This window comes from Clostridium sp. DSM 17811, assembly GCF_018861905.1.
Classification (GTDB): Bacteria; Bacillota; Clostridia; order Clostridiales; family Clostridiaceae; genus Clostridium_AD; species Clostridium_AD frigoriphilum.
Genome location: NZ_JAHLDU010000036.1, coordinates 1 through 23666 on the forward strand (window position 1 = coordinate 1; position 23666 = coordinate 23666).

General features: G+C 30.0%; 29 protein-coding genes. 14 read left to right on the forward strand and 15 right to left on the reverse strand.

Annotation, left to right across the window (positions count from 1 at the left end; translation table 11 throughout):
• The 5 genes from KPL44_RS22390 to KPL44_RS22410 all read left to right on the forward strand — a co-directional run.
• Positions 1-280: DUF1667 domain-containing protein (locus tag KPL44_RS22390; protein ID WP_216255145.1), on the forward strand; the 280-nt coding region annotated here is incomplete at its 5' end.
• A 109-nt stretch (positions 281-389) separates the two neighbouring features.
• Positions 390-1883, forward strand: coding sequence for a glycerol kinase GlpK (gene glpK / locus KPL44_RS22395; RefSeq protein WP_216255159.1), 1494 nt, complete (start codon positions 390-392; stop codon positions 1881-1883).
• A gap of 101 nt (positions 1884-1984) precedes the next feature.
• Positions 1985-2692, forward strand: coding sequence for an MIP/aquaporin family protein (locus KPL44_RS22400; protein ID WP_216255162.1), 708 nt, complete (start codon positions 1985-1987; stop codon positions 2690-2692).
• A 162-nt stretch (positions 2693-2854) separates the two neighbouring features.
• The gene (gene phnD / locus KPL44_RS22405; RefSeq protein ID WP_216255165.1) at positions 2855-4732 is read left to right on the forward strand and encodes a phosphate/phosphite/phosphonate ABC transporter substrate-binding protein; all 1878 of its coding nucleotides are present in this window, start codon (positions 2855-2857) and stop codon (positions 4730-4732) included.
• 636 nt (positions 4733-5368) lie between these two features.
• On the forward strand, positions 5369-5539 hold the full coding sequence (locus tag KPL44_RS22410; RefSeq protein ID WP_216255223.1) for a hypothetical protein: 171 nt from the start codon (positions 5369-5371) through the stop codon (positions 5537-5539).
• Positions 5540-5637: 98 nt separating this feature from the next.
• On the opposite strand, the gene KPL44_RS22415 is transcribed toward KPL44_RS22410, so the two are convergent.
• Positions 5638-6126: a hypothetical protein gene (locus KPL44_RS22415; RefSeq protein WP_216255168.1), complete on the reverse strand. Its 489-nt coding sequence runs from the start codon at positions 6124-6126 to the stop codon at positions 5638-5640.
• 309 nt (positions 6127-6435) lie between these two features.
• Here KPL44_RS22415 and KPL44_RS22420 point away from each other — a divergent pair, with 309 nt between their 5' ends.
• From KPL44_RS22420 to KPL44_RS22445, 6 genes are all read left to right on the forward strand, one after another.
• Entirely contained in the window at positions 6436-6771 is a 336-nt protein-coding gene (locus tag KPL44_RS22420) for a cupin domain-containing protein (protein ID WP_216255172.1), read from the forward strand.
• Positions 6772-6987: 216 nt separating this feature from the next.
• A complete protein-coding gene (locus tag KPL44_RS25600) occupies positions 6988-7227 on the forward strand; it encodes a DUF1287 domain-containing protein (protein WP_216255224.1) in 240 nt (79 codons plus the stop codon).
• Between the two features lie 137 nt (positions 7228-7364).
• Complete coding sequence (locus tag KPL44_RS22430) at positions 7365-7673, forward strand: hypothetical protein (RefSeq protein WP_216255175.1); 309 nt, start codon at positions 7365-7367, stop codon at positions 7671-7673.
• 30 nt (positions 7674-7703) lie between these two features.
• Positions 7704-7841 carry a hypothetical protein gene (locus tag KPL44_RS22435; RefSeq protein ID WP_216255177.1) on the forward strand — a complete coding sequence of 46 codons (138 nt, stop codon included), beginning with the start codon at positions 7704-7706 and terminating at the stop codon, positions 7839-7841.
• A gap of 179 nt (positions 7842-8020) precedes the next feature.
• Positions 8021-8185, forward strand: coding sequence for a hypothetical protein (locus KPL44_RS22440; RefSeq protein ID WP_216213641.1), 165 nt, complete (start codon positions 8021-8023; stop codon positions 8183-8185).
• Positions 8186-8187: 2 nt separating this feature from the next.
• On the forward strand, positions 8188-8754 hold the full coding sequence (locus KPL44_RS22445) for a zeta toxin family protein (RefSeq protein ID WP_216255179.1): 567 nt from the start codon (positions 8188-8190) through the stop codon (positions 8752-8754).
• 636 nt (positions 8755-9390) lie between these two features.
• Here the strand turns inward: KPL44_RS22445 and KPL44_RS22450 are convergent.
• The 7 genes from KPL44_RS22450 to KPL44_RS22480 all read right to left on the reverse strand — a co-directional run bounded on the left by KPL44_RS22450 (position 9391) and on the right by KPL44_RS22480 (position 15675).
• Complete coding sequence (locus tag KPL44_RS22450; protein WP_216255181.1) at positions 9391-9675, reverse strand: hypothetical protein; 285 nt, start codon at positions 9673-9675, stop codon at positions 9391-9393.
• Positions 9676-10466: 791 nt separating this feature from the next.
• The gene (locus KPL44_RS22455) at positions 10467-12275 is read right to left on the reverse strand and encodes an FtsX-like permease family protein (protein ID WP_216255183.1); all 1809 of its coding nucleotides are present in this window, start codon (positions 12273-12275) and stop codon (positions 10467-10469) included.
• 121 nt (positions 12276-12396) lie between these two features.
• Positions 12397-13161, reverse strand: coding sequence for an ABC transporter ATP-binding protein (locus tag KPL44_RS22460; protein ID WP_216255185.1), 765 nt, complete (start codon positions 13159-13161; stop codon positions 12397-12399).
• Positions 13162-13555: 394 nt separating this feature from the next.
• A complete protein-coding gene (locus KPL44_RS22465; protein WP_216255187.1) occupies positions 13556-14224 on the reverse strand; it encodes a class I SAM-dependent methyltransferase in 669 nt (222 codons plus the stop codon).
• Positions 14225-14441: 217 nt separating this feature from the next.
• A complete protein-coding gene (locus KPL44_RS22470) occupies positions 14442-14591 on the reverse strand; it encodes a hypothetical protein (protein ID WP_216255190.1) in 150 nt (49 codons plus the stop codon).
• Between the two features lie 165 nt (positions 14592-14756).
• Positions 14757-15032, reverse strand: coding sequence for a hypothetical protein (locus KPL44_RS22475; RefSeq protein WP_216255192.1), 276 nt, complete (start codon positions 15030-15032; stop codon positions 14757-14759).
• 10 nt (positions 15033-15042) lie between these two features.
• Positions 15043-15675, reverse strand: coding sequence for a hypothetical protein (locus KPL44_RS22480; protein ID WP_216255193.1), 633 nt, complete (start codon positions 15673-15675; stop codon positions 15043-15045).
• A 43-nt stretch (positions 15676-15718) separates the two neighbouring features.
• Here KPL44_RS22480 and KPL44_RS22485 point away from each other — a divergent pair, with 43 nt between their 5' ends.
• Positions 15719-15946: a hypothetical protein gene (locus KPL44_RS22485; RefSeq protein ID WP_216255195.1), complete on the forward strand. Its 228-nt coding sequence runs from the start codon at positions 15719-15721 to the stop codon at positions 15944-15946.
• Here the strand turns inward: KPL44_RS22485 and KPL44_RS22490 are convergent.
• Positions 15924-16103: a sporulation protein Cse60 gene (locus tag KPL44_RS22490; RefSeq protein ID WP_216255197.1), complete on the reverse strand. Its 180-nt coding sequence runs from the start codon at positions 16101-16103 to the stop codon at positions 15924-15926. The two genes, KPL44_RS22485 and KPL44_RS22490, sit on opposite strands and share 23 nt — an antisense overlap.
• A 249-nt stretch (positions 16104-16352) precedes the next feature.
• A complete protein-coding gene (locus KPL44_RS25605; protein ID WP_253201912.1) occupies positions 16353-17273 on the reverse strand; it encodes a hypothetical protein in 921 nt (306 codons plus the stop codon).
• Positions 17274-17894: 621 nt separating this feature from the next.
• Here KPL44_RS25605 and KPL44_RS22500 point away from each other — a divergent pair.
• Positions 17895-18221 carry a hypothetical protein gene (locus tag KPL44_RS22500; RefSeq protein ID WP_216255227.1) on the forward strand — a complete coding sequence of 109 codons (327 nt, stop codon included), beginning with the start codon at positions 17895-17897 and terminating at the stop codon, positions 18219-18221.
• Between the two features lie 425 nt (positions 18222-18646).
• Positions 18647-19366 carry a hypothetical protein gene (locus KPL44_RS22505; RefSeq protein ID WP_216255199.1) on the forward strand — a complete coding sequence of 240 codons (720 nt, stop codon included), beginning with the start codon at positions 18647-18649 and terminating at the stop codon, positions 19364-19366.
• A 409-nt stretch (positions 19367-19775) separates the two neighbouring features.
• Here the strand turns inward: KPL44_RS22505 and KPL44_RS22510 are convergent, their stop codons facing one another.
• From KPL44_RS22510 to KPL44_RS22530, 5 genes are all read right to left on the reverse strand, one after another.
• Positions 19776-19982 (reverse strand): helix-turn-helix transcriptional regulator, encoded by a 207-nt coding sequence (locus KPL44_RS22510; protein ID WP_216255201.1) that lies wholly within the window; start codon positions 19980-19982, stop codon positions 19776-19778.
• Positions 19983-19984: 2 nt separating this feature from the next.
• Entirely contained in the window at positions 19985-20305 is a 321-nt protein-coding gene (locus KPL44_RS22515) for a DUF6442 family protein (protein WP_216255203.1), read from the reverse strand.
• Positions 20306-20594: 289 nt separating this feature from the next.
• A complete protein-coding gene (locus KPL44_RS22520; RefSeq protein ID WP_216255205.1) occupies positions 20595-21521 on the reverse strand; it encodes a hypothetical protein in 927 nt (308 codons plus the stop codon).
• Between the two features lie 91 nt (positions 21522-21612).
• On the reverse strand, positions 21613-22017 hold the full coding sequence (locus tag KPL44_RS22525; RefSeq protein ID WP_216255206.1) for a thioredoxin family protein: 405 nt from the start codon (positions 22015-22017) through the stop codon (positions 21613-21615).
• Between the two features lie 729 nt (positions 22018-22746).
• On the reverse strand, positions 22747-23577 hold the full coding sequence (locus KPL44_RS22530) for an AraC family transcriptional regulator (RefSeq protein WP_331702931.1): 831 nt from the start codon (positions 23575-23577) through the stop codon (positions 22747-22749).
• Between the last annotated feature and the right edge of the window lie 89 nt (positions 23578-23666).

Below are 23666 nucleotides of genomic sequence, written 5' to 3' on the forward strand. Positions count from 1 at the left end.
TGAGACTTATGGTAAGAAAGAATGCACTAATCCTACAAGAGTTGTCACTTCATCTGTTTTTGTTTCTGGAGGAAACGCTAAAGTACTTCCTGTAAAAACTGAGAGTGATATTCCAAAGGAATTAATATTTGATTGTGTAAAAGCGTTAAAAGGTGTTGTAATGAAAGCTCCTATTCATATAGGTGATGTAGTTTATAAAAATATTCTTAATACAGGTGTAAATATCATTGCCACAAAGAATGTTAAATTAGTATATATTTTTACACCATATTCGTACTAAATTAGGTTATCTAAATTAAAAAGATTTCATGATATTATATTAATTAATATCGTGTTTCTATATAAGAAGAGTAAACGTTTTCTAATAAAACAAAAGGGGTGTACAATTTATGGAAAAGTATGTAATGGCGTTAGACCAAGGAACAACAAGCTCAAGATGCATTTTATTTAACAAGGCGGGTCTTATTGCAAGTGTAGCTCAAAAGGAATTTAAGCAAATATATCCGAATCCAGGTTGGGTTGAGCATGATCCTATGGAAATTTGGGCTACTCAATTAGGTATGGCACAAGAAGCAATGGCTCAAATAGGCGTTACTGCAAAAGATATTTCCGCTATTGGTATAACTAATCAAAGAGAAACTACACTTGTTTGGAATAAACATACTGGAATACCTGTATATAATGCAATTGTTTGGCAGTGTAGAAGAACAGCTGGTATATGTGATGAATTAAAAACTACAGGTTTTGATGAAGAAGTAAGAGATAAAACTGGACTTATACTTGATGCTTATTTTTCTGGAACAAAGGTTAAATGGATACTTGATAATGTCGCTGGTGCAAGAGAAGAAGCCGACAAAGGAAACTTAATATTTGGTACTGTTGATACATGGTTAATTTGGAAATTAACTGCTGGTAAAGTACATGTAACAGATTATACGAATGCTTCTAGAACAATGTTATACAACATACATGAATTAAAATGGGATGAGGAAATACTTAAAACTTTGAACATACCTAAATCAATGCTTGCAGAAGTAAAACCATCTAGCTGTGTTTATGGATATACTGACAATACAATATTTGGTTCCCCAATAGCTATAGCTGGTGCTGCAGGAGATCAACAAGCTGCTTTGTTTGGCCAAACTTGTTATCAAGCTGGAACAGCTAAAAATACTTATGGTACTGGTTGCTTTTTATTAATGAACACTGGAGAAAAAGCAGTAGAGTCTCACAATGGCTTACTTACAACTATAGCTTATGGTATTAATGGTAAAGTTAATTATGCTCTTGAGGGAAGTGTATTTGTTGCAGGCGCAGCTATTCAATGGTTAAGAGATGAATTAAGAATGATTAAAAACGCACCTGAATCAGAAGAATATGCTACAGCTGTTGAAGATACAGATGGTGTATACATGGTACCAGCCTTTGTTGGACTAGGTGCACCTTATTGGGATCCATACGCAAGAGGAACAATAGTTGGGTTAACTCGTGGAACTAAGAAAGAACATTTTATAAGGGCAGCACTTGAGTCTCTTGCTTATCAAACAAATGATGTATTAAAAGCTATGCAAGAAGATTCTGGTATAACCCTTAAAGCTTTAAAAGTTGATGGGGGAGCATGTGCTAATAACTTCTTAATGCAATTCCAGTCAGATATATTAGATGTTCAAGTTGATAGACCAGAAGTAATTGAAACAACAGCTTTAGGTGCTGCATATTTAGCAGGCCTCGCAGTTGGATATTGGAAAGATCAAGAAGAAATTTCGAAAAATTGGGCACTTTCGAGATCTTTTGAGTCAAAAATGGGAGAAGAAAAGAGAGTAGAACTTTTAAAAGGATGGCATAAGGCTGTTGGAAGATCAAGAGACTGGGAAGAAAAATAATGCTTGATTTTTAGAACTAAGGTGTATTTAGCAGAAGTAGAATACATAATGTATTTTACTTCTGATATAAATAAATAAATTATATAGAGGGGGAAAATATTATGTTACCATATTATGCGGAGTTTTTTGGAACAGCACTGCTTATTCTTCTTGGTGATGGCGTAGTTGCAAATGTAGTTTTAGATGAAACAAATGGACATGATGCTGGCTTAATAGTTATAGCTTTTGGTTGGGCATTTGCAGTTGGTATTCCAGCTTACATCTTTGGAACAGCTAGTGGAGCTTCATTTAACCCTGCGCTTACTATCGCACTTGCCGCAATTGGTAAATTATCATGGTCAGTAGTACCTGGTTATATCTTAGCTGAAATGCTCGGAGGAATAGTCGGTGGAGTTTTAGTTTGGCTCATGTACTATCCACATTGGGCAGTTACAGATAACAAAGCAGGAAAACTTGCTGTATTCTGCACTGCACCTAGAATTAAATGTACACCAGCAAACTTTTTATCAGAATTTATCGGTACATTTGTATTAGTATTTGCTTTACTAGGAGTTGCACAAACAAAATCTTCTCCTGGATTTGGTCCACTTGTTGCTGCATTTGTAATTTTAGTAATTGGTTTATGTTTAGGTGGTCCAACTGGATACGCTATTAATCCCGCAAGAGATTTAGGACCAAGAATTGCTCATGCAATATTACCAATAGCCGGTAAAGGCGATTCTAATTGGTCATATGCATGGATACCAGTAGTAGCTCCAATTTGCGGTGGCCTTGTAGGCGCAATGGCAGCAGTTGCTATGTTTGGTTAAGTTTAGTTTTAAAATTTAAAAAAGTAATAATAAAATAATTATTAATATAGGGTTTTAACCAAATAAAAACATCCAATATACATTATGGAATTGGGTGTTTTTGTTTTAAACTTAAATTTAGGTAATTTACATATAATTTTAATCAAGAAAAGGGGTGTAAGTATGGGAAAAGTTAAAAAGAAGGCATTCTTTGTATCCTCTATTGCTTTTATCTTGTTAAATTCAATTTTATATTTTACTGAATTAGGAAGATTTATGACATTTTCAATAACCTGCGTTATAGACATAATAATAATTTTTAGTGCATTATATTCTATTAAAGTTAAAAAGACTAGTACAGTTGAAACAAAAAAAACTGATAATATTAGTGATGAATTATTTACATTGTTAGAGACCATGGATTTTGACATTAAACGCCTAACCTGGCACTCAGAAGAAAACGTAACTGTATTTAACCAAATAGTTAAACAATCCAGTAAAGTGGCAGAACTTAGTGAAGACAATGTAGCAAGCACAGAAGAAATAAGTGCAGGAATAAATGAGTTCACTGAGGTTTCGGACAAACTCGAAAAAAATATTATGATGATTGAGGAGAGCTCAAGTAAATCAATTAAAATGTTAAGTGAAAACAGAAGTACTATTAGTGGAATATCATCTCTTCTTATGGACTTGACAGATGGAATTAAACTTACATCAAGTATAAATGCTGATTTAAATATTTCATCTAAGGATATAAGCAAGTTTGTTGACAACATAAAAAAGATTTCTTCGCAAACAAATTTACTTGCATTGAATGCAAGCATAGAGGCTGCAAGAGCAGGAGATGCGGGAAAAGGATTCGCTGTAGTAGCAAATGAAATAAGAAGACTTTCTGAGAGCACTAGTGAATTTGTAATGGAAATTGAACAAATTGTTGGAAAGATATTAAATGAAGTTAAAAACTCTAATCTTGCTATTGATAAATGTGTTGTAAGGAGCAATGAGATTGAAAGTTCAGCTAAAAAATCAGAGAATGTAATAGTAGAAATTCAAAATGTACTAATTGGTTTGAATACTTCAATTAACCAAATAAAGGAAATATCAATTACTCAAGTTTCCACCTCACATGAAATCGAGCAGGCAATATCAAATGTGGCGTATGCTGTGGAGAGTACCCATCAAGTAACCCATGAAACTATTAATACAATAAAAGCTCAAAAGGATAAGAATGTTGAACTTTTAAATTATTGTACTAAACTTTCAGATATGGCTAGTGGAGTTCAGAAGTTAACTGCAAAAAATAAAAACGAAAATGAGATCATATTCGGAATAAACCCATTTACATCACCTGAAGATATAAAGAATATGTATGTTCCAATATTAAACAGTGTATTTAATAAAATAGGGTACAAAGTAAGAACTATTATAGTAAAGGATTATGAAGCATTAAGCTTAGGTATACAAGAAGAAACCATTGATGTTGCTTGGTTTTCACCTTTTGCATACGTTAAGGCACATGAAAAACTTGGGATAGTGCCACTTGTTTCACCTAAAGTTAATGGAAAGGTCTCTTACAATGGGTACATAGTAACTAGAAAAGACAGTGGTATTAATAGCTTAGCTGATTTAAAAGGGAAAAGCTTTGGTTATGTTGATGAGAAAAGTGCATCTGGATACCTTTATGCAAGAAATATAATTAAAACTGAAGGTATGAATCCTGATACAATATTTAGTAGAACAGCTTTTATGGGTAGTCATGACAATGTAATAAAAGCTGTATTATTAAAGGAATTGGATGCTGGTGCAACTTATAATGAAGCTATGGAAAATGCGTCTAAACATGGTGTTGATATAGAACAGTTTAAGATACTTGCAAAAACACAAGACATACCAAAGGATGCCATTGCAATAAGTAAAAAATTATCAAAAGAGTTCTGTGAGAATTTGAAGGAATCGTTTATTGAATATGTTGGTACTGCCAATATAGAATCACCTATACAGGGATTTGTTGAAAGTAATGATGAAAAGTATAATGTTATTAGAGCTGTTTTAAAAAAATAGACTTATTCTAATGGGAGTTTATTCATAACATATATGACGAAACATTTATCAATTTAGATTAAAGAGCACATTATACAAGTTCAAACTAGCAAAAGTTAGTAAATTTTGTGGCTCAAGATAATTCTTCTTAAGGTATAGAAATACGAAAATTTACTATAATATAAAAGTGAGGTAATATTATGGATAAAGAAATAATGGAATTTTTAAAGCAATTAAATTAGACAAATCCTCATATAAATTATATTTGTGTAAGTAATAATTTCAAGCTTTAATTAAAATTCTTACCCTAACACATAGGGCGGAAATTGGTGCTATAAATGTACGCATGACAAAGTGTGGCACGATTACTAGGTATACAAAACAATTTCTAAAGCTTATTTGTGTGCAATTATTACTTATTCTAGACAATAGGTCATTAAATGAAAAAATGCTATTACAAGCAAATACAGATTTACTAACTGGCTATTATAATCGGAGATTTTTTATATTTTTATAAAAATCAGGCTTATGTATGAAAAGAATTATGGTTCTAATGTTTGATATAGACAAATACAGACAAATATGGACATAAGGCAGGCGACATAGTATTAAAGACGCTTTGCGAACTTCTCCTTACCAGGTACATATAAGGATGATATAGTATGTAGATTTGGAGGGGAAGAATTTGTAGTATATTTACATGGTATGTGTTCAAAAACATTATCTTTCATTAAAGCTGATGCGATTAAGCAATTAGTAGAAAGCTCTGTTGTAATGGTGGATAAAGTTAAAATAAAATTTACAATCAGTGTAGGTGCAGCTGTGTAACGATTGATGGTATAAGTGATATTCAAACTGTAATAAAAATTGTGGATACCAATTTATATAAAAGTAAGTAAAAATACAGGAAGAAATAAGACTACAATTTAAGACTTAAAAAATTCTGAAACACTTCCTTTATATACAACTATCATTTCACTGAAAGAGTTATTTAACTTGTGCCATAACTTCTCAATCCAAAGGGCATTTAGGTTTTCTAGTCCTGTAAGATAAGGGGCATTACCTAGTAAGTCGTTAGTTACAGCTTTGTCTAAATCTACCAAAGTATTTTCACGTAAAAGTTCAATATCAGGGTTCATTGATAGTTTCTTTATAAATGTAGCTATAATAAATCTTAAATAAGATACAGACTCTGTTAAGCCTTGTGTTTTTTCTAAAAATCCAATAAAAAACATTCCTTGATTTTCGCATTTAATATAACGATTATGTATTTCTTGTTGGATTTCAATTTGATCTTCGCTAAAATTTTCTTTTGATACTTGAAAGTCAAGTTCAAAGGTACCATCTTGCTTAAAGATTACAATCAATTCTTTATTTTCATTTTCTTCGGATTTTTCTATATTAGGTATTGTCATTAGTTTTATCCTTTCTAGAAAATCTATTATTATTTTATATAGTTATATAAGCTTAATTATAACAAAGTGGGAGAAGCTAAACAATGCAATAGAATATGTTTTAATATGTAATATTTAGTAAAACGAATTGTGTTTACAATTTGTTCACGACAAATGGGGGTTCTAATGAGCGAAGCGAATTTGCTAACTTCCAATAGATCAGAAATAGTTTTTTTGTGAATAATTATAAACGGTAACATACGACACGGAGTTTTAACAACAATAGAGATATACTATAATTAGATAAAAAAGATTTAAGGAGGAAACAACATGAAAACTTTAATTAAAAATATAGAATTCTCAAAAGTAATTAATTTAAAGAATTTAATATCTTATCAAGAGGCGCAGGTCATAAGTAGAACTATTGCTCAGACACCAACTGTAAGTATTTCATTATTTTCGCTAGATAAAGGAGAAGGTATAAGCACTCACGTAACCCCTGGGGATGCTATGGTTCAAGTATTGGATGGTGAAGCGGAGATTACTATAGATAATAATATTTTTAATGTTAAAGCAGGTGAAACAATAATAATGCCTTCTAATGTTCCTCATGGACTTGAAGCACGCGTAAGATTTCAAATGCTTTTAACGGTGATAAAAGGCTGAGTAATTCAGTTAATAAGGCTACATTCCTTTTAATATAAATTAAAGGAATATTAGAACTTTCCTCTTTAGAAAGAGATCCTAAAGAGCCAGATTCAAGTAATGCCGTTGCCCTTAAAATTTTAACTTGGTATAAGTGGAATGGGGAAAGAGTGTTAATTAGAGTAAAAGTTGAAGAAACACATTAGTTAAAAAGTATGAAGAGGGGGTACCAGATGTATTAGATATGCGTTAAGTTTAACAACTAAAGTTAAAGCTAGAAATTCTGAAAATTTAAAAGAGTGGCAACCGGGTGATATTGTGATATTCGGGCAGGGACATGTGGGTATTATTTCTGATAAAAGAGGCATTCCTTATGTTATTCATAATATCAAACCTCTTGCAAGTATACTCAAACTTTCTTATTTTACAACGCCTATATACGGTCATTATAGATGGAAATTTAAAAATAAAACGTAAAGTATAAAAATATCTTTTGGAATTTTGTTGGATACATTTACTCTCTTAGGAAATCGAAGGTTTAAGCCATATAAGAAATAAAAATTAAAGCTAAGGGAAATTTTTGCTATTTTTAAATAGAGGGTGAGGGCAATTATATGGAGTTTATAGGAATAATGGCATTTATAATAGCAATTTCCAATATGGGGTTAAGCGACAAAGTTAAGAAGCTAAAAGCAGATGTCAAGAAAATCAACACATCAATAAAGGGGGAAACCGAGATGTCTAAAATACTTAAAGCGCTTGAGGGTAAAAGATGTACACTTTCAGTTATTGCAAAAGGTCTAGTAGATTGTGAAGTTATAAATGTGGATGACGAGTGGATGGAAGTAAAACAATTTTTAAAAAAAGATCAAAGTAAAATAATGATAATTAGAATTGAAAAAATAAATGATGTTGTCTATTAGTTTATTTTTTGATTTGAAGGATGTGGAAATATGAATGAAGAATATTTAAAGGAAATTACAATAGCTGCAATAGAAAATGGACTAATATGTAAAAAAACGAAAAGTGATGAAATGGCAACAGAAATAGCTCTATTTATAAACACACTTAGAAATGAGTGTAATAAATAATATTGTTAAATATATGATAGTAATTTTTGAGAGTATATAAATCTGTGATGTTTACAGTAGGGTTTTCGAATTTGCTAATGATTGAAGGTAGGAAGGTGTTAATAAGAAGGTAATAGTTTATTATAATAGTATATTGGTATATAATATTATATAAATAGTTTGAATTGGAGGTATTAGATATGGAAATTAAAAATAACGAAATATATGACATTTTTTTAAGTTTATCATATAGTCAATTAAAGGATTTATTTAGAAAGGCAAAGAGTAAACAGGAGCAAGATTTTTATATGACGTTATCTAATATGGTTTTACAAAGAGAACAAGAAAAGGTAATAGGTAAATAATTATGCCAACGTACACAATATTTGCGGGCACCAATGGTGCTGGTAAAACTTCAATGTATAAGTCGATATATTATAATGAAAATAAAAATGAAAAAAGAATAAATACTGATGAAATTGTAGCTCGTATAGGTTCTTGGCAAGATAATAATCTTCAAATGAAATGTGCTAGAGAAGCAGTGAAACTAATAAAAAATTATATGTCACAAGAAATATCATTTAACCAAGAGACTACACTATCTGGGAGAAGTATAATAAAAAATATAAGAATCGCAAAAGAGAATGGATTCTATATAGTGATGAATTATATAGGGATTGAAAGTCCTGAAATTGCAAAAGAGAGGGTTAAGCGGAGGGTAAGTAAAGGTGGTCATGGAATACCTGAGGATACCATTGAAAGAAGGTATTATGCCTCATTAAAGAATTTAAAAATGGCTATTGAGATATGCGATGAAATCAATGTGTATGATAACACAGAAATATTTAAGCAAGTAATTGATTTTAGGGATGGAAATATAATTTGGAAAGATAAAAATATGCCAGGTTGGATAGATGATTTATTAGATAAGTAGCTATTAAATATTATTATATTTAATAGCTACTTTTTTATGGAAAAACACCATTATAAGAATAATAAAAGAACTTTCATAAAAAAAAGAAATGAATAAGGAGCCCTTGCCAGAAGGATGCATTTCCTGTAAGAGTAGAATTGATTGCGTTAGATTGAATCATGTAAATGGAATATGCGGTGATTATGATAGGGGTGCCTCTACAATAGATTATACACAATGGGATACGCATTATTGATTTTGCTAATGAATATAGATATCAATTTAAAATTAAGGTTATTACTTATTCTACACTAAATGTACAGTCTGTATTTATTTTTTTGGCGACTGAAACATAGCTATCAACTTAATTAGCAAAACAAATTGTGGTTACAATTTGTTAACTACAAATTTATTTTTTTGAAATTCTAAATTCTCTAAACAAATATTATTGATCTGTTAGGCTAAGGTGAGAAACCTGTCCATTTTTCATACGAGGGTCGCAAGGATAAAAAATAAAATGACCCGCAGAGCTCTTCTTCTTGGGTTTGTTTTTAATGACTGATCCTTCAATACTCTATAGTTATATTTTTTAGTAAATATGTTACTACTGCAACGAAGAAAACTGTTAATCAATAGGTGTGATTGTATTCTATTGGATCACAGTTTGGACAATATAATGCCCAGGCAGATACCTTCTTCATAATCTTTCAATCCTGTTAAAACATTTAATGCGGAATCATCTATATATGATGATGTTGAAAGTTCTTTTAATGTTTTTTCGCTTTCATCATAGTTTTCTAACATCATTTGAATACTGGCAATAGAAAAGAGCGTTTGGGACATATATTTAGCATCTTTGCTTGTTACAATTTGGTCTAATAATTTAAGAGAACATTCCATTTTGGGTTCATAGAGGTTCTTAGACTTATCTGCGTACATCATTGAATACATTTGTATAAGTTCAGCAATTGTAAACTTGAGATACACGCTATTAGGGTATTCATTTAAAAGTCCTTTGCACTTTTCGTATCCTGCGTCATAGCCTTCTTGTATAAATACTTATGTCAATTTTTTCTTAATGTTAATCACATCGGCTTCTAATAGTTTAGAATTAAAAGACAATAGTTCATCTAATGAAATATTTAATGCATGTGCAAGCGGTGAAAGTAGTTATTTCTATTAATACTTTCAGTTCAAGGGGTTAAATGGTGGGGGGCTCAATTAGTTGGACCTATTGTAACAACTTTAAGTATTGTTAGTGCTACTATGGTATTAGTGTGGTTTAGTTCTTGTTTCTTTTATAATAAGAAAAATTAAACAAACAATTTATCGTAAAAACAGATAATAGATTTAAAATACTGCATTTATATAATCCTTATGAGTAAATAAATTTTTTTATTGTTTTATATTAAAATAAAAAGTATGACTTTTTATTTTTAAAAACAGATTTTAAAGTGGACCTGCAATCATTATTATATTAGTTATAATCTTATTTACACCTTAAGGCATCCACCACGATCTAAATACCTTAGCAAACATAAACTTCTAGTTTATGTAATGACCTCCGAGGTTGTAGTAAAAACTGGAAGTTTTTACTTTTTAATATTACAAATCAACACGTTATGTTACATTCAAAATGAAATTTTTAAGGAATATGCAATAGCCACAATGTGAAAGTAACTCAATTACTATTGTGTTACTTTCACTTTTGGGCTATAAATTTAATATATCTTTTATTTTTCTAAATCTTTAATTAATTTTCTTATATATAACTTTTTATAAACTAAGTAAAACAGTATCTGGAAACAGAAATATATGAGACTAATAATAAGGGAATACATTAACGTAACTAGTCCTGCACCTTGTTTTACAGGCAAGTTATAACTATAAAAAGCGGCTACAAATGTTGATAATATGAAAGGTAGAAAAAATAACACTTTTAGTTCTTTTAGAATAAGTTTAGACATTTCGTTATCAGTAATTCCTATCTTGTAAAGTTTTTTATATTTTATCTTTTCATCTTCATATTCAGTTAATAATTTAAAATGCAGTATTACTGCGGAAGATAAAAGAAAGAGTATTCCTACATAACTACACAAGAACAACAAATATGAACCTGATTGCTTATTATCCAAATAATATCTTATTTTTGATTCTGGTTTAAACATTAAATTATCTCGACTTATATTTTCGTAATATGGTTTTGTATTTTCCTTGTTATATGTTTCTAGTTTACTCTGGAGCTCCATTGAAACATCTTCTGTTTTATGCCAATCATTAAAATTCATAAGCTTAATTGTTCCCACATCACACTGTTTAGTAATATTTCCTATTATATTTTGATAGTCTTTATTGTTAAGAATAACATAATGTGTGTTTGTAAATATTAGAAGATTACTAAATAATACTTTAGTTATTTTTCCTTTGGGTTTATAAGTAATAGTACCATGTTTAGTAGGTATATCAAGACTACTAATTTCACTAACATCATGTGAATATCCATCATCTTTTACTATTTGATATAGTGAAATAAAACACCCTTTTTCAACTTTAATATGTGTTCCCAAATTTGTATTTAGATTTTCATCGTTTAAAATTGTTATGTATGGCTTGGATATAAATTCTATTGTTTTTAAAGAAGTAAGGGGAGTTTCAGACTTACTTAAAATATCATCAAGAACAGGAGTCGTAATTTTATTTTTGCCAAAAACCTGGGCATACGATATATCATAAGGATTATAGGCAACAGCTATCCTTTTAGCATCGGATATAAGTATTACTCCAATAGTGCTCATAAATATTGTCATAGTAACAAATAAAGTTATTATAAAAAGTATTTTCTTTGACTGACCCAAAGTGTGCTTCAAATTAGTTGTGACTAATAGTTTTTTATAAATTTTATACCCAAAGTAATTAGTTATTTTTGAGTAAAGTAAAACAATGTTCGAAATAAAAAGATAGATTCCTACGAAACCCGTTACCATGCTTCGTAATGATACTGATGAATTTTCTAAACCGTTATTAATTATCATATCAAAACAAGCTATTCCTATGAATATAATCCCAAGCACACTCCAAATTGGACTATTTAAAAAGTTATTATCTTGTTTTCGAGTGGCCTTTAATAGGCTTAAAATTTCATATCTAAAAGACTCTATTACTCCCTTTATTATTACAAGTAAGTAAAGCACTGTGAAGAAGACTATAGTATAAATATAACTTTTAATTGAGATAGAAAAAGGTATTCCATTCACATCAATTATTTTAATTATCAATAGATAAAATAACTTTGAAAATATTGTTCCTGACACTAATCCTATAAGTAAAGAAAATATTGCTATTAATCCGTTCTCTATAAACATTATTTTCTGTATATCTTGAATTGTCATACCTAACACCATAAAAAGTCCAAAGTCCTTTTTCCTATATTTAATAAAAGAATTTTGAGCATAAAATATAAAAAATGCTGAAAAAAGAGCCATCATTACTCCAGGAGCAACCATATTGCCTGTAATAGAATAATTTGTACCGAAAGGATTCATAAATTTTTTGTTTGTGAAGATTGTAGCATAAGTAAAGAAAACCATAATCGAAAAGCTGTTACATAAAAAAAACAACAAATATCTTCGTAAATTAGCTTTGAAAATCTTAAGTGCTATCTGGTTAAATGTCATCTTTGTCACCGACCATTACTGAAAGGCAGCCTAAAATTTTTTCGAAGAAATCTTTTCTGGTACCTTCTTTCCTAATTTCCATGTTAACAAGACCATCCTTTATGAAAATTACTCGATTACAATAGCTAGCAGCAAAAGAATCATGTGTTACTATTAATATAGTATTTTTATTTATAGTATTTAATTTCTCAAAACAACTCATTACAGTATTTGAAGACTTTGAATCTAAGTTTCCTGTAGGCTCATCAGCATATATCATATCCGGATTATTTATTATAGCTCTACTTATAGCAGTTCTTTGTTGTTGGCCTCCAGAAACATTATAAGGATACTTGTCCACAATATCTGCTATATCAAACATCGACATAACTTCATTTGTCCTAGTTTTAATGTCTTCAGGCTCTTTATCATCAAGTATCATTGGGAGCATGACATTTTCTTTTAGTGTAAGGCTATCTAATAAATTAAATTCTTGAAAAACGAAACCTAAATGCTGACGCCTAAAGAGTGCTAATTCATTTTTTGTCATTACATTTATGCTTCGTCCCGATATTTCAACATCACCAGAAGTAAGTTTATCTATCCCACTTAGGATATTTAAGAGCGTGGTTTTACCACTCCCAGAAGGCCCCATTATCGCAACAAATTCACCATTGTCAATTGTAAGGCTAATACCATTAAGAGCCTTTGTAGAATTCGACTTACCCTTACCTTTGTAAATTTTAATTACATTACTTGCGTTTAAAACTGACATCTCTAGATCCTCCTTAATCAATCAACTATTGTTTCTTATAAATAGCTATTTTCAATTATATATTAGCAATTGTTATTTTTATTTTACTTATAGTTATGACATATAATTACTACTAACAATATGCATACTATTATACCATAATTTCCATAAATCAAATATATTTACAATTTTTATAAAATGAGCAATAGACTCAATGTGAATGTAACTCAATTGTGTTACATTGAGAATATTAGTATAAGCTAAATATATCAACCCCAGCATCATTATATGAGAGGTACTTGTGACGACATATTATCCTAATTCGTCACAAGTAAAAACGTCACAAACTTTTATTGCTTGTGACGTCTAATATGAAAATTGTGTAGTAGATTGATACTAACCCATATTTGTATTATTATTTGTTCTCCCATACAATACCCATAAAACAACCCATACTAAAAAAAGTACAATTGGGTAAATTCTGTCCATAAATTTCTTTATATTTTTGTTCTGACAAATATTTGTCAGACGATAAATGCTCTAACCAATGTTTTGACGTGCTATGTTTGAAAACTCTTACGGACGTATGAATATTGTATTTAAAGCAATTTGGTATAAATTCCAGTAATGCGCCTAAAATATAGCCATATGTTGCAGGCGTTTCAACTTCAGAAACATTATCAAGAATTACGAATCTTCCATTTTTATTTAATAGTGCTTTTATTTTATTGAGTATAGTTGGAACATCTGATAAATGATGAAAAGTAGTTCGACTTACAATGAAATCAAATTTATTATTGAAATTTAATTTGTTGGCATCCATATTAATATATTGTATATTTTCTTTTTTCCTTTTTAAATTTGCAATTGATAACATTTGCTCTGAAATATCTATTCCTATGACATCTTTATAATGTTTAGATAATTCAAGTGCGAGTATTCCTGAACCACAGCCAACATCTAATACTGTATTTCTTTGAGATGACATATTGGAGATAAAAAAATCATTGTTGTTAAGCAATTCAGTTACAAAATCATATTCTTCTGCAACTTTATCAAATTGTTTATTTACTAAACTGTTCATCTTTAACACTCCCTTGTTCTTATTGCACATTTTTTTTACGATTCCGCCTTAATAATACCATAATATAACATAAAGATAAAGATTAGGATACGCCCAGTCTTTATCTCAACATATATTCCTGAAATGACGTAACTATCTATATAAATTTTAATTGTTCACTTTAGAAAAAGGGCAAAATTAAAACACTATTTCTAGTGCTCAATATTACCCTTTAAAATTAAACTATTGGTTCTGCTACAATTAAATTACCGTTTTCGTCAAGTCCCATAGCTAAGAGCATTGATTTAATCTCGGGTTGAAAACTTGTTGGACATTGTGCAAAAGTTCTGTATTTGTAAGTTATCAATGTTACACATACTAATAACATATTATCACCTCCCTTCATCAGTTTTTTAATTATCCAAAATTTAAGATTATTAAACATTATCTTTATCTAATAAAGCTTGTACTCTTACCTTCATTTCTAAATCTGTAACTTCATTAATGGTTTTAATTCCTGCTTTTATTAATATAACTGCTATTTCATCCATGGTTAAACCTCCTTTGACTTCATGTATAAATCAAACACTCCACTCATAACTGACATTGTTAGTTTTTTTATCGCTTCTTGGTTATCCATAATTTCTTGATTGGTTGGTTGTGGAATTGGTGGAATTACTGGTGTAGTATCATCAATAAAACTTCCATCTGTTTGTTGAATTTGTCCCGTTTCTCCCAAGTCTGATGGAATTTCACCATCTACAATTGTGTCTCCCCATCTAATCCCAGTTATTTTTTTATTTGTGTCTATGAATATATATCGATTCATATATTACCTCCTAATTAAATTCTATTAATTGCCAAGTTATATTTTTATAATAGCCATCATTTTGATTTATTGTTATAACAGTTTGACTAGTAATACTTAGGCTTATAAATATTGCTAACAAAGAAGCTGCTGTTGTTGTTGTTGTTGTTGTTGTTGTTGTTGTTGTTGTTGTTGTTGTTGTTGTTGTTGTTGTTGTTGTTGTTGTAAAACAACTAAAAAATAGAACAGATTTTGAAGTATTGATACTACTAATTGTTATTGTATCAGTTGCTGTTACAACTTCTTTATTACCAATTTGTAAAGATTTTACATTATTAAATTCTATGACTTGCCAGTCGACAGTAACACCACCAGATATAGCACCTACTACAAATTCTATATTAGTAGACGTAGTTAAGGTACCTTTAACTAAAACTTTTGCTGAGGTAGTACCTGTTGTTGCTGTTGTTGTTAAAATAACAATAGATTTTGTTAAATCAACTGAAGATATTGTTTTATTTACCGTAGTAGCATTTAATGCTATTGAACCTCTTTGAATACTTTTTATGTTATTTGAACTAATATTGGCTATTTTCCCAACTAAACTACTTAAACTCTCTGTACCTACACTGCTTTGCAATTTTGCAGTTAAATTAGTTGCCATAGTATTTTTTAATGTTTGAGTTTTACTCTTTAGTGTAGCAAAAGTGTCCGTATTTACTAGCGGACTGCCAACAACGTCTACCCAATTTTGCTTTCCATTATTGGCATTTGTAAAAAGTTCATTAATTGCTCCTGTTACAACTTTTGAAGTTGTACTAAGGGTTGTTAAATCTCCAAGTTTAGCCGTGTTATCAGCCTATACCCTCAAAATGAAAGCTGGGTTACTTGCGAGAAAAATCTATCTTAACTTTATACTTCTTCATTCTCAATAATAATTAAAACAGAATATTGAGTTGGACAAAAAAAACTGCCTCCAGTTGAACTATATTGGATGTCATTAATTGTTACTTTATTATTCGTTAAAAACTCATTTACCTCCCGTGTTAAAGAACCCTCATGGGTATTCTTGAAAATTTTTATTTGCTTCAAATTTGCCATCCCCTTCCGCATTAATGTTAAACATAATAATTCCCATTCATTTCACCATACATTACAAGTATGACATAAATATTCTGTTTTGCCATGAATTACATATAAGAAAACCTAGCTATTACGCTAGGCTCTACTGCTACAAGAAGATTAATAATATTATGCTCATAATACATTTAATAGGTTATATATTCTTTTATTAAACTATTATTTTTAATTTTTAAATCGCCATTACCTAAGTGACCTGAATTAACCTATTAAGAAAAGTGTAATAGACGCATTAGAGTTAACCTGAGTACCTCCTGCGAGTGTTTGTAGGGTAACTGCTGCCGTGCTAGTATGGTTTCTCAAAGTTATTACATCCCCCACAGCAAGACTAACAATTACACCACCTGGATTTTGTTGAGTGCCAGCCCCAGAACCAAACGTACCACCAACAACAGGAGCACCATTTAGAAATACGGTAAACTGATTTGGTTCCACACTTGAAACAATAAACGATACAAAATAAACACCAGCAATAAGAATAACCACTTGAGATGTTCCAATAACATGAGCAACGTTTGAAAGTATTCCGTTATTATCAAAGAGTATATCTGTTTCTAAAGGTACAACCTGAGCACCTTCATTATAGATGTAGCCGAATACTGATGGCAGTGTTCCAGTAGCTCCCGTAATTCCAATTCCATTGGCTCCGGTAGCCCCCGTAGCACCAGCAGCTCCTGTGCTTCCGGTTGCTCCACCTGGTGCTCCGTTTGGGCCAGTAGCACCTGTATCACCTGTTGCTCCTGTATTGCCCGTTGAACCAGTAGTTCCAGTATCACCTATAGGTCCTGTTACTCCCGTTGCTCCACCTGCTGCACCGGTAGCACCAGTTACTCCAATACCTGTAGTGCCTGTTGCTCCTGTATTTCCAGTAAAACCAGTAGCACCAGTTGATCCCGTAGCTCCGTTAGTTCCAGTTGCCCCAGTAGGACCAGTAGGACAAGTAATACAATCACAATCACAGTCGTGGTGGCAGTGATTTCTGTCACATTTATTTGAACAATGTTCTCTATTACAACAGACATCATGGTTACGCTCATCATGATGTTTCCAACGATTACAATTATTATTTCTAGCTTCATTATAATCTACTTCATTTATAAAATTAAACTCATCTTTATACATAGATTGGCCTCCTAGCAGTAGTAGCTACATAAACTGCTACTATACTTTATTCAGATAAAAATTATTTGTTACACAATAAAGCAAATAAACCTAGCAATTACGCTAGGTTTTACCGCCGAAGGTTAATTTAGCGATATTCAATATATTAATGTACTATATTATATTCATAATGCTTTTAATAGGTTCCATACTCTTTTATTAAACTAATACTTGTTGTAAATAAGGATGGGAAACATAAACGTCGTGAAATATTTAAATTCACGACATTTGTTATGTACCTATAACTATCCTATACCCTCATTCATGCTCTTTTAATATTCAATAGGGATCTATTTAACTGCATAAAAGATGTCTAATTGAGAATATACGCTCCGTTTAGGACCTATTTATCGCTTTATTCACGCTCCATTTGACGCTTACGTATATAATTTAATTATAAATTGTTTTACAACTGTATTTTATTACAAGTTTTTCATTATATACTTATATAAGGGGGTGATTATTATTAGAAATAACAGAAAAATCTTTTTAATTTTATTTCTAGTTTGTATATCTATATTTACACTTTTTAGATTAATCAATAAAAACAGTAATACTACATATGTTGATATTACTAAAGTAGTGAAAGAAACATTTTTGACTGATAAGGGATACTCTAATGAATTATCCAAACATATATCACAAGAAGTATTTAACCAACTAAATATATATGGTTGTTATGATGTAAATAGCTCTGATTTTAAAAAGCCTTTTAAAGTAGATTTTAGCTTAAAAGAAGATTCACAAACTAAAAAAAAGGATATAGTTTATGTGAACATGATTTATTCAGTTAACATATTTGATTCACAAAATAAATCTGTAGGTGGATCAACAGATATACCAATAACATTTACGGTTAAAATTATAAATGGTGAATGGCACATTACGGGAAAAAAAGAATCTGCCTAAATTTTAGCAAACATAAACTTCCAGTTTATGTAATGGCCTCCGAGCTCGTAGTAAAAACTGGAAGTTTTTACTTTTTAAAATTACGTTATTATATTTTTATAACAAAAAAAATAAAATGCAATCAGTAAACTAGTCCAAAATAAAAACAAAAGACTCAATACATTTTGTAGTTATCATAATTCTAATTATGGATTGTAGTGAATTTAGATTTAGTTTTTAATAAAAAAACTATAATTATTTTATTCCTATTGCCGTTTCTGTCCCATTACTACACAACCCCATTTTTGTGTCAGTTATAGGTTTGTAAAAAATAGTATTCAGCGGTATAATTTTCTTAGAAGGTGCGTCGCATTGGTAAATAAATATATAAAAGATTATAAAAAACATATTAATTACCTAATTAGTATTTGTATGGAGGGGTTTTGATGAATAAGTTTAAAGCGTATATTGCTTCTATATTAAATGATTCTATTGTTACTGTTGAACCGGCAAAAGGTATTAGAGAAGATTTACATAATAAACTAAATATTTTAAGTATTCTTTTGTTTATCATTGGATTTACACCATTGCTTGTTACTATTTTTACACAAGACTCTGGTAATAGCCAATTAACATACATCTTTGGTGAAAATATTATAACAACTATACCTCGCTTTGATGAATTAATTTTTTATATAGGTATGACACTGGTTGGTACATCTTTAACATATCAGTTTGCTAAAAAAAGCTTTGTAAGGCAGCTTATTGTTTGTGAAATTATTATAATACTATCAATGTATTTTGGTGATGTTTTGATGATATACCCTAGTGGTTCAGGAACTTTTGTTAATAATATACGCACTATACTTTGCACCTTATTAACTGTCCCTAATTTTATATGCTTTTTTATAATTTATAAAACAAGTAAAAATATAAAGTATTCATGCTTACCTGGTATCATAGGAGCAGTAACCGTTGTGCTTAATGTAATTTCTTCACAATTAAATATCGTTATATATAAGGGCTTTAATACAGGTTTGGGTATTGAGAATCTTCCTCGTGCTGTAGTCATTATTGCAATGGTAAACTTATTGCCAGCGTTTATATGTACAGTGGTTATAAACGTAGCTAAAAAAGTGAGGAGCGGAAGAGAAGAGTTAGTATAAATTTAAGTTCTATATTTAGAGGAGTAATACTTTTATAGTATTTCATAACAGCCACAAAATAGTAGTTCCATTTTTGATTTATAACTCACTCAGAATGGTAAATACTGTCTTGTGGCTGTTTTTTGTACGAATCGTTGCCGTACCCATTACTCACTGCCCAATAAGTATAAAATTTTTTAAAATTGCTTTATCATATTCTTATTAGCAAACATAAACTTCCAGTTTATGTAATGACCCCCAAGGTCGTAGTAAAAACTGGAAGTTTTTACTTTTTAATGTATATGGCAATAGGGAATACCTACGCAGCAATAAACAACAAAGTAATATAGACTATAAAGTAAACAATTTAAGGTTGCTTTATAGTCTATATTATTAGATTTATATTTAATTAAAAAGGGCTCTAATAACCCTATTCAAAATAAAATAACTCTTCAAACTTCTTGTCTAATGCAATACAAAGAATTAAAGCGAGTTTCGCAGTGGGGTTGAACTGTCCAGTTTCGATTGAACATATTGTTTGACGAGAAACGCCAACCATTTCAGCTAAATTATCTTGAGTTAGATTCTTTTTTGCTCTTGCAACTTTTAATTTGTTTTTTAATATTAATTTTTCCATATTTATCTACATCCATTAATAAAGAAATTTAATAAAAATAAACTAGATCCCAATAATAGCATAATGCCTATAACTAAATATAACTTGCTTTCTGTTTTCTTCTTATACTTATAAATAATAGAAACTCCAAATTGAACAAAGAAAATACTCGCTAAATCATTATAGGGCATGTGATGAAATATTTTCCAAAAAATAACTATTATTAATAATAAATTTCCTATTTTTGCTGCAAAGCTTTCTGACTTTTGAATTACGTCTTTGTTTCTTTCATCATTCCACAAATTTTCACATCTGCTTTTTTCTAAAAGGTCTTCTTTTTTCATAATTACCAAACTCCTTTATTACTTTATTACTTTATTACTTTAATCTAATAATATATTACCTTTCCTGTTTTGTCAACAATACTTTACAATAAGTAAATATAACTTTGAATAATGTAAAGTATTGTTGTTAATAACAACCTTGAAATTTTTATTATAACAATACCATCCTTATTAATTATAAAAAAAGGCATAAACTCCTTAATTTATAAGAATTTGTGCCTGCTTGAATACTTATATACAATTATTATTCTGTAAATTTAGTATTTCATATTAATTAAATATAAAAAAACTAGAAGCAGTTTTTTACTATACCAGATATACCCATTAATTCTGCTCCCAAAGCAGCAAGGGCAGTCCCTCCTTGCTGCAATCTTGACTCCGCTGTTGCGTCTGCACTAACCAGCAACGTAGCAGCTCTTTTAACCCCACCTATTAGTTTAATATACTTTTTAATTTTAATGAGTTTTACGGCCACAAAACACCCAGAAGCTAGAGCCCAGGTTATAGAACCTGCACATGCTGTGATTTTAGCCCAGTCAGGATCAGCAACTATAGGGAAAACATTGTTCTTAGTAAACTCTACTACTTGAATTATTTTATTACCTTCAACTCTGTAAGAAGTGGGTACCTTACTTCCTTTTGCGTCTTTAGCCCATGGTGGAGAAATTATGCTAGTAATAAAGTTGTCTTTATTTACTACATAAACCTCCTTTGTATCATATTCAGCTCCCAAATATTCTTTTGCAGTGATTAATTTACTGCCTTTAGGAAGATTAAATCCAAATGTATATTCTTTACTAGCACTTAGATTATTTATAATAATTAAATTTCTAATTCCATCATTAATAGGTTGTAATGCGACGTTTGCATTACTATTTACCTCATTGTTATATACACTTGTACCATTTGCACTTTTTTTAGGAGTAGAATTCTTCGCTTCTTTTGGTAATGTGATTTCAAACGAGTCTTTTTTGTTTTCTAAATCAGAAATTTTTACATTGTCATTTCCATTATTAGGCAAAGTGACGCTTGTATTGTCAGTATAAATATCTTTGTTCAATTTTGACTTAATAACATCTGATACACCTGTTTGTTTTTCAATGTTTTGGCTTAAATTTTCAGCTCTGCTCTTATCGGTACTAACCCCTGTTGCACCAACTAAATTAGTAGGGAAAATAAGTAATCCGCTCAAAATAATTAATAATACTTTTTTCATTAATGTAGCCTCCTATTTTTGAATCTTATATATAAAAGCTGAAATAGACTTTTAGTTGGTTTCAAAAGTAACTAAAACTTAAAATAAATATTCAATCAGTAATTATCTTTTTTAACTTTTGGAAATCCATTTCACCCTTTAAATATTCTTTAACTTTTCCATTTTCTATTACGATAACTATTGGGATATAGTCAATGCCTAACCCTTTCAAATATTCTCTTATTAATTGTTTTTGTTTTCCAGTTGACTCTATATTAAAGTAATATATTGAACTATGGTTGTACTTTAAAACTTTTTCAAGTTCAGGTTTGAATTTCTTACAATCTGGACAACTAGGTCTGCCTATGTATATTATTGCATCTTTCTTAGCGGTTACAATACTTTCAACCTCTCTTTGGTTAATTGAGTTTAATGGTTTGTATATTAAATACTTATAACCAATAAATGCACCTATACATAAAATAACTAAGAGTAATCCTAGTAAATTTTTTCGCATATCAACAACTCCTCATATTTATGTATAAACCTAAATCTTACCTTTCCCACCTTAAATATACTACTCCGTAAAAATATAAAATACAACAAAAAAAGCATGAAACGTCTGTTTTTAGACATAAAAAGACGTTTCATGCTTTTTTTACATTAAATTGTAATATTAAACTGCCCGCCCCAATGCCTATTCCTTAAAAATTTCATTTTGAATGTAAAATAACGTGTTGACTTGTTATTTTACATGTATTTAAACCATCTGATTATTCAATTTTTAAAGGCCATTGTTCGTACTTTCACTTTCAATAGTTGCGTTGTCTAATTTAACTACTACGTCATAACGGGGTAGTAACCGCGAGGCGAGGATTTTATGCGTTAAGACATTTGTTACCAAAATGGTTATGCATTTAAGACAAATAGTAAGTAAAATATACTCGCATACGCTTCCATTGTTTGGATATCGGTTCCAGCCTTGTGCATTTTATTTTATAGTAATTTTATTTAACAGTATTGAAACTTTTATATTTTGAAGGAGCGTAAGTTTATTTGTAGAATAGCAAAACAAATTGCATCAACATAGATGAGGATGCATACCTTAAATAGTTAGAAATTGTTAAGCAAGTAATTGATTTAAGAGATGGAAATATAATTTGGAAAGATAAAAATATGCCAGGTTGGACAGATGATTTATTAGATGAGTAACTATTAAATATTATTATATTTAATAGTTATTTTTTTATAATAGAGCCTGTCTATAAGATTTTGGTGAAACCCCTTTTATTTGTTTAAATATCTTTGAGAATCCAAGAGGATCATCATATCCAACGGAACGTGAAATCTCGCTTATAGTTAAATCTTTATTACTTAATAGTTTGCAGGCTTTATTAACCCTATATTTTATTAGGTATTCTTGGGGTGGAATTCCTAATAATTCACTAAATATAGTGCTAAAATAATTTTTATTAAGGCCTATATAACTCGCTAATGATTCAATAGATATGCTGCGAGAATAATTAGTTTCAATAAATTGAATGGATTTTTTTATGTAGTTTTTTTTCTGTCCATCTCCTTTTGTTTTAGGCGCTTCTGATTGCTCTGTGAGCTCTGAAAGCAGTATATTTAAATATCCTTGCAAGCGAAGTTCATACCCTAATTTATAAGTGCTAGAATGCCTAATTTCTTCGAAACATTTCTTAATAATATCACCTTTGCATTTGAAAACTGGATTGTCTTTATCTAATTTAATATTCTTTAAGAAGGTCTCAGCCTTTATTCCTCTAAATCCAATCCAAGTATAAATCCAAGGGTCTTTGCTACTCGCCTCATAATAGGTAATTACATCTGGACATATTAAAAAACCTTGATTTGCATGTAGATTATAAGATTTCCCATCTAATTCAAATAGACCACTTCCACTAATTATATAATGTAATAAGAAATGGTCTCTAAGAGCCGGTCCATAGGAGTGACTTGGTTTACAATTTTCCATACCATAATGATATACTATTAAATCCATGCTTTCATCTAATGGACTTTTAAATCCTGTAAATTCATTTTTATTAAACAAAACGGTTTCACCCCTCCACAATTTATACTATATATCTGAGATTATACCATATTAATCTTATATAAAACCATTCTTTTTATATGAAAATA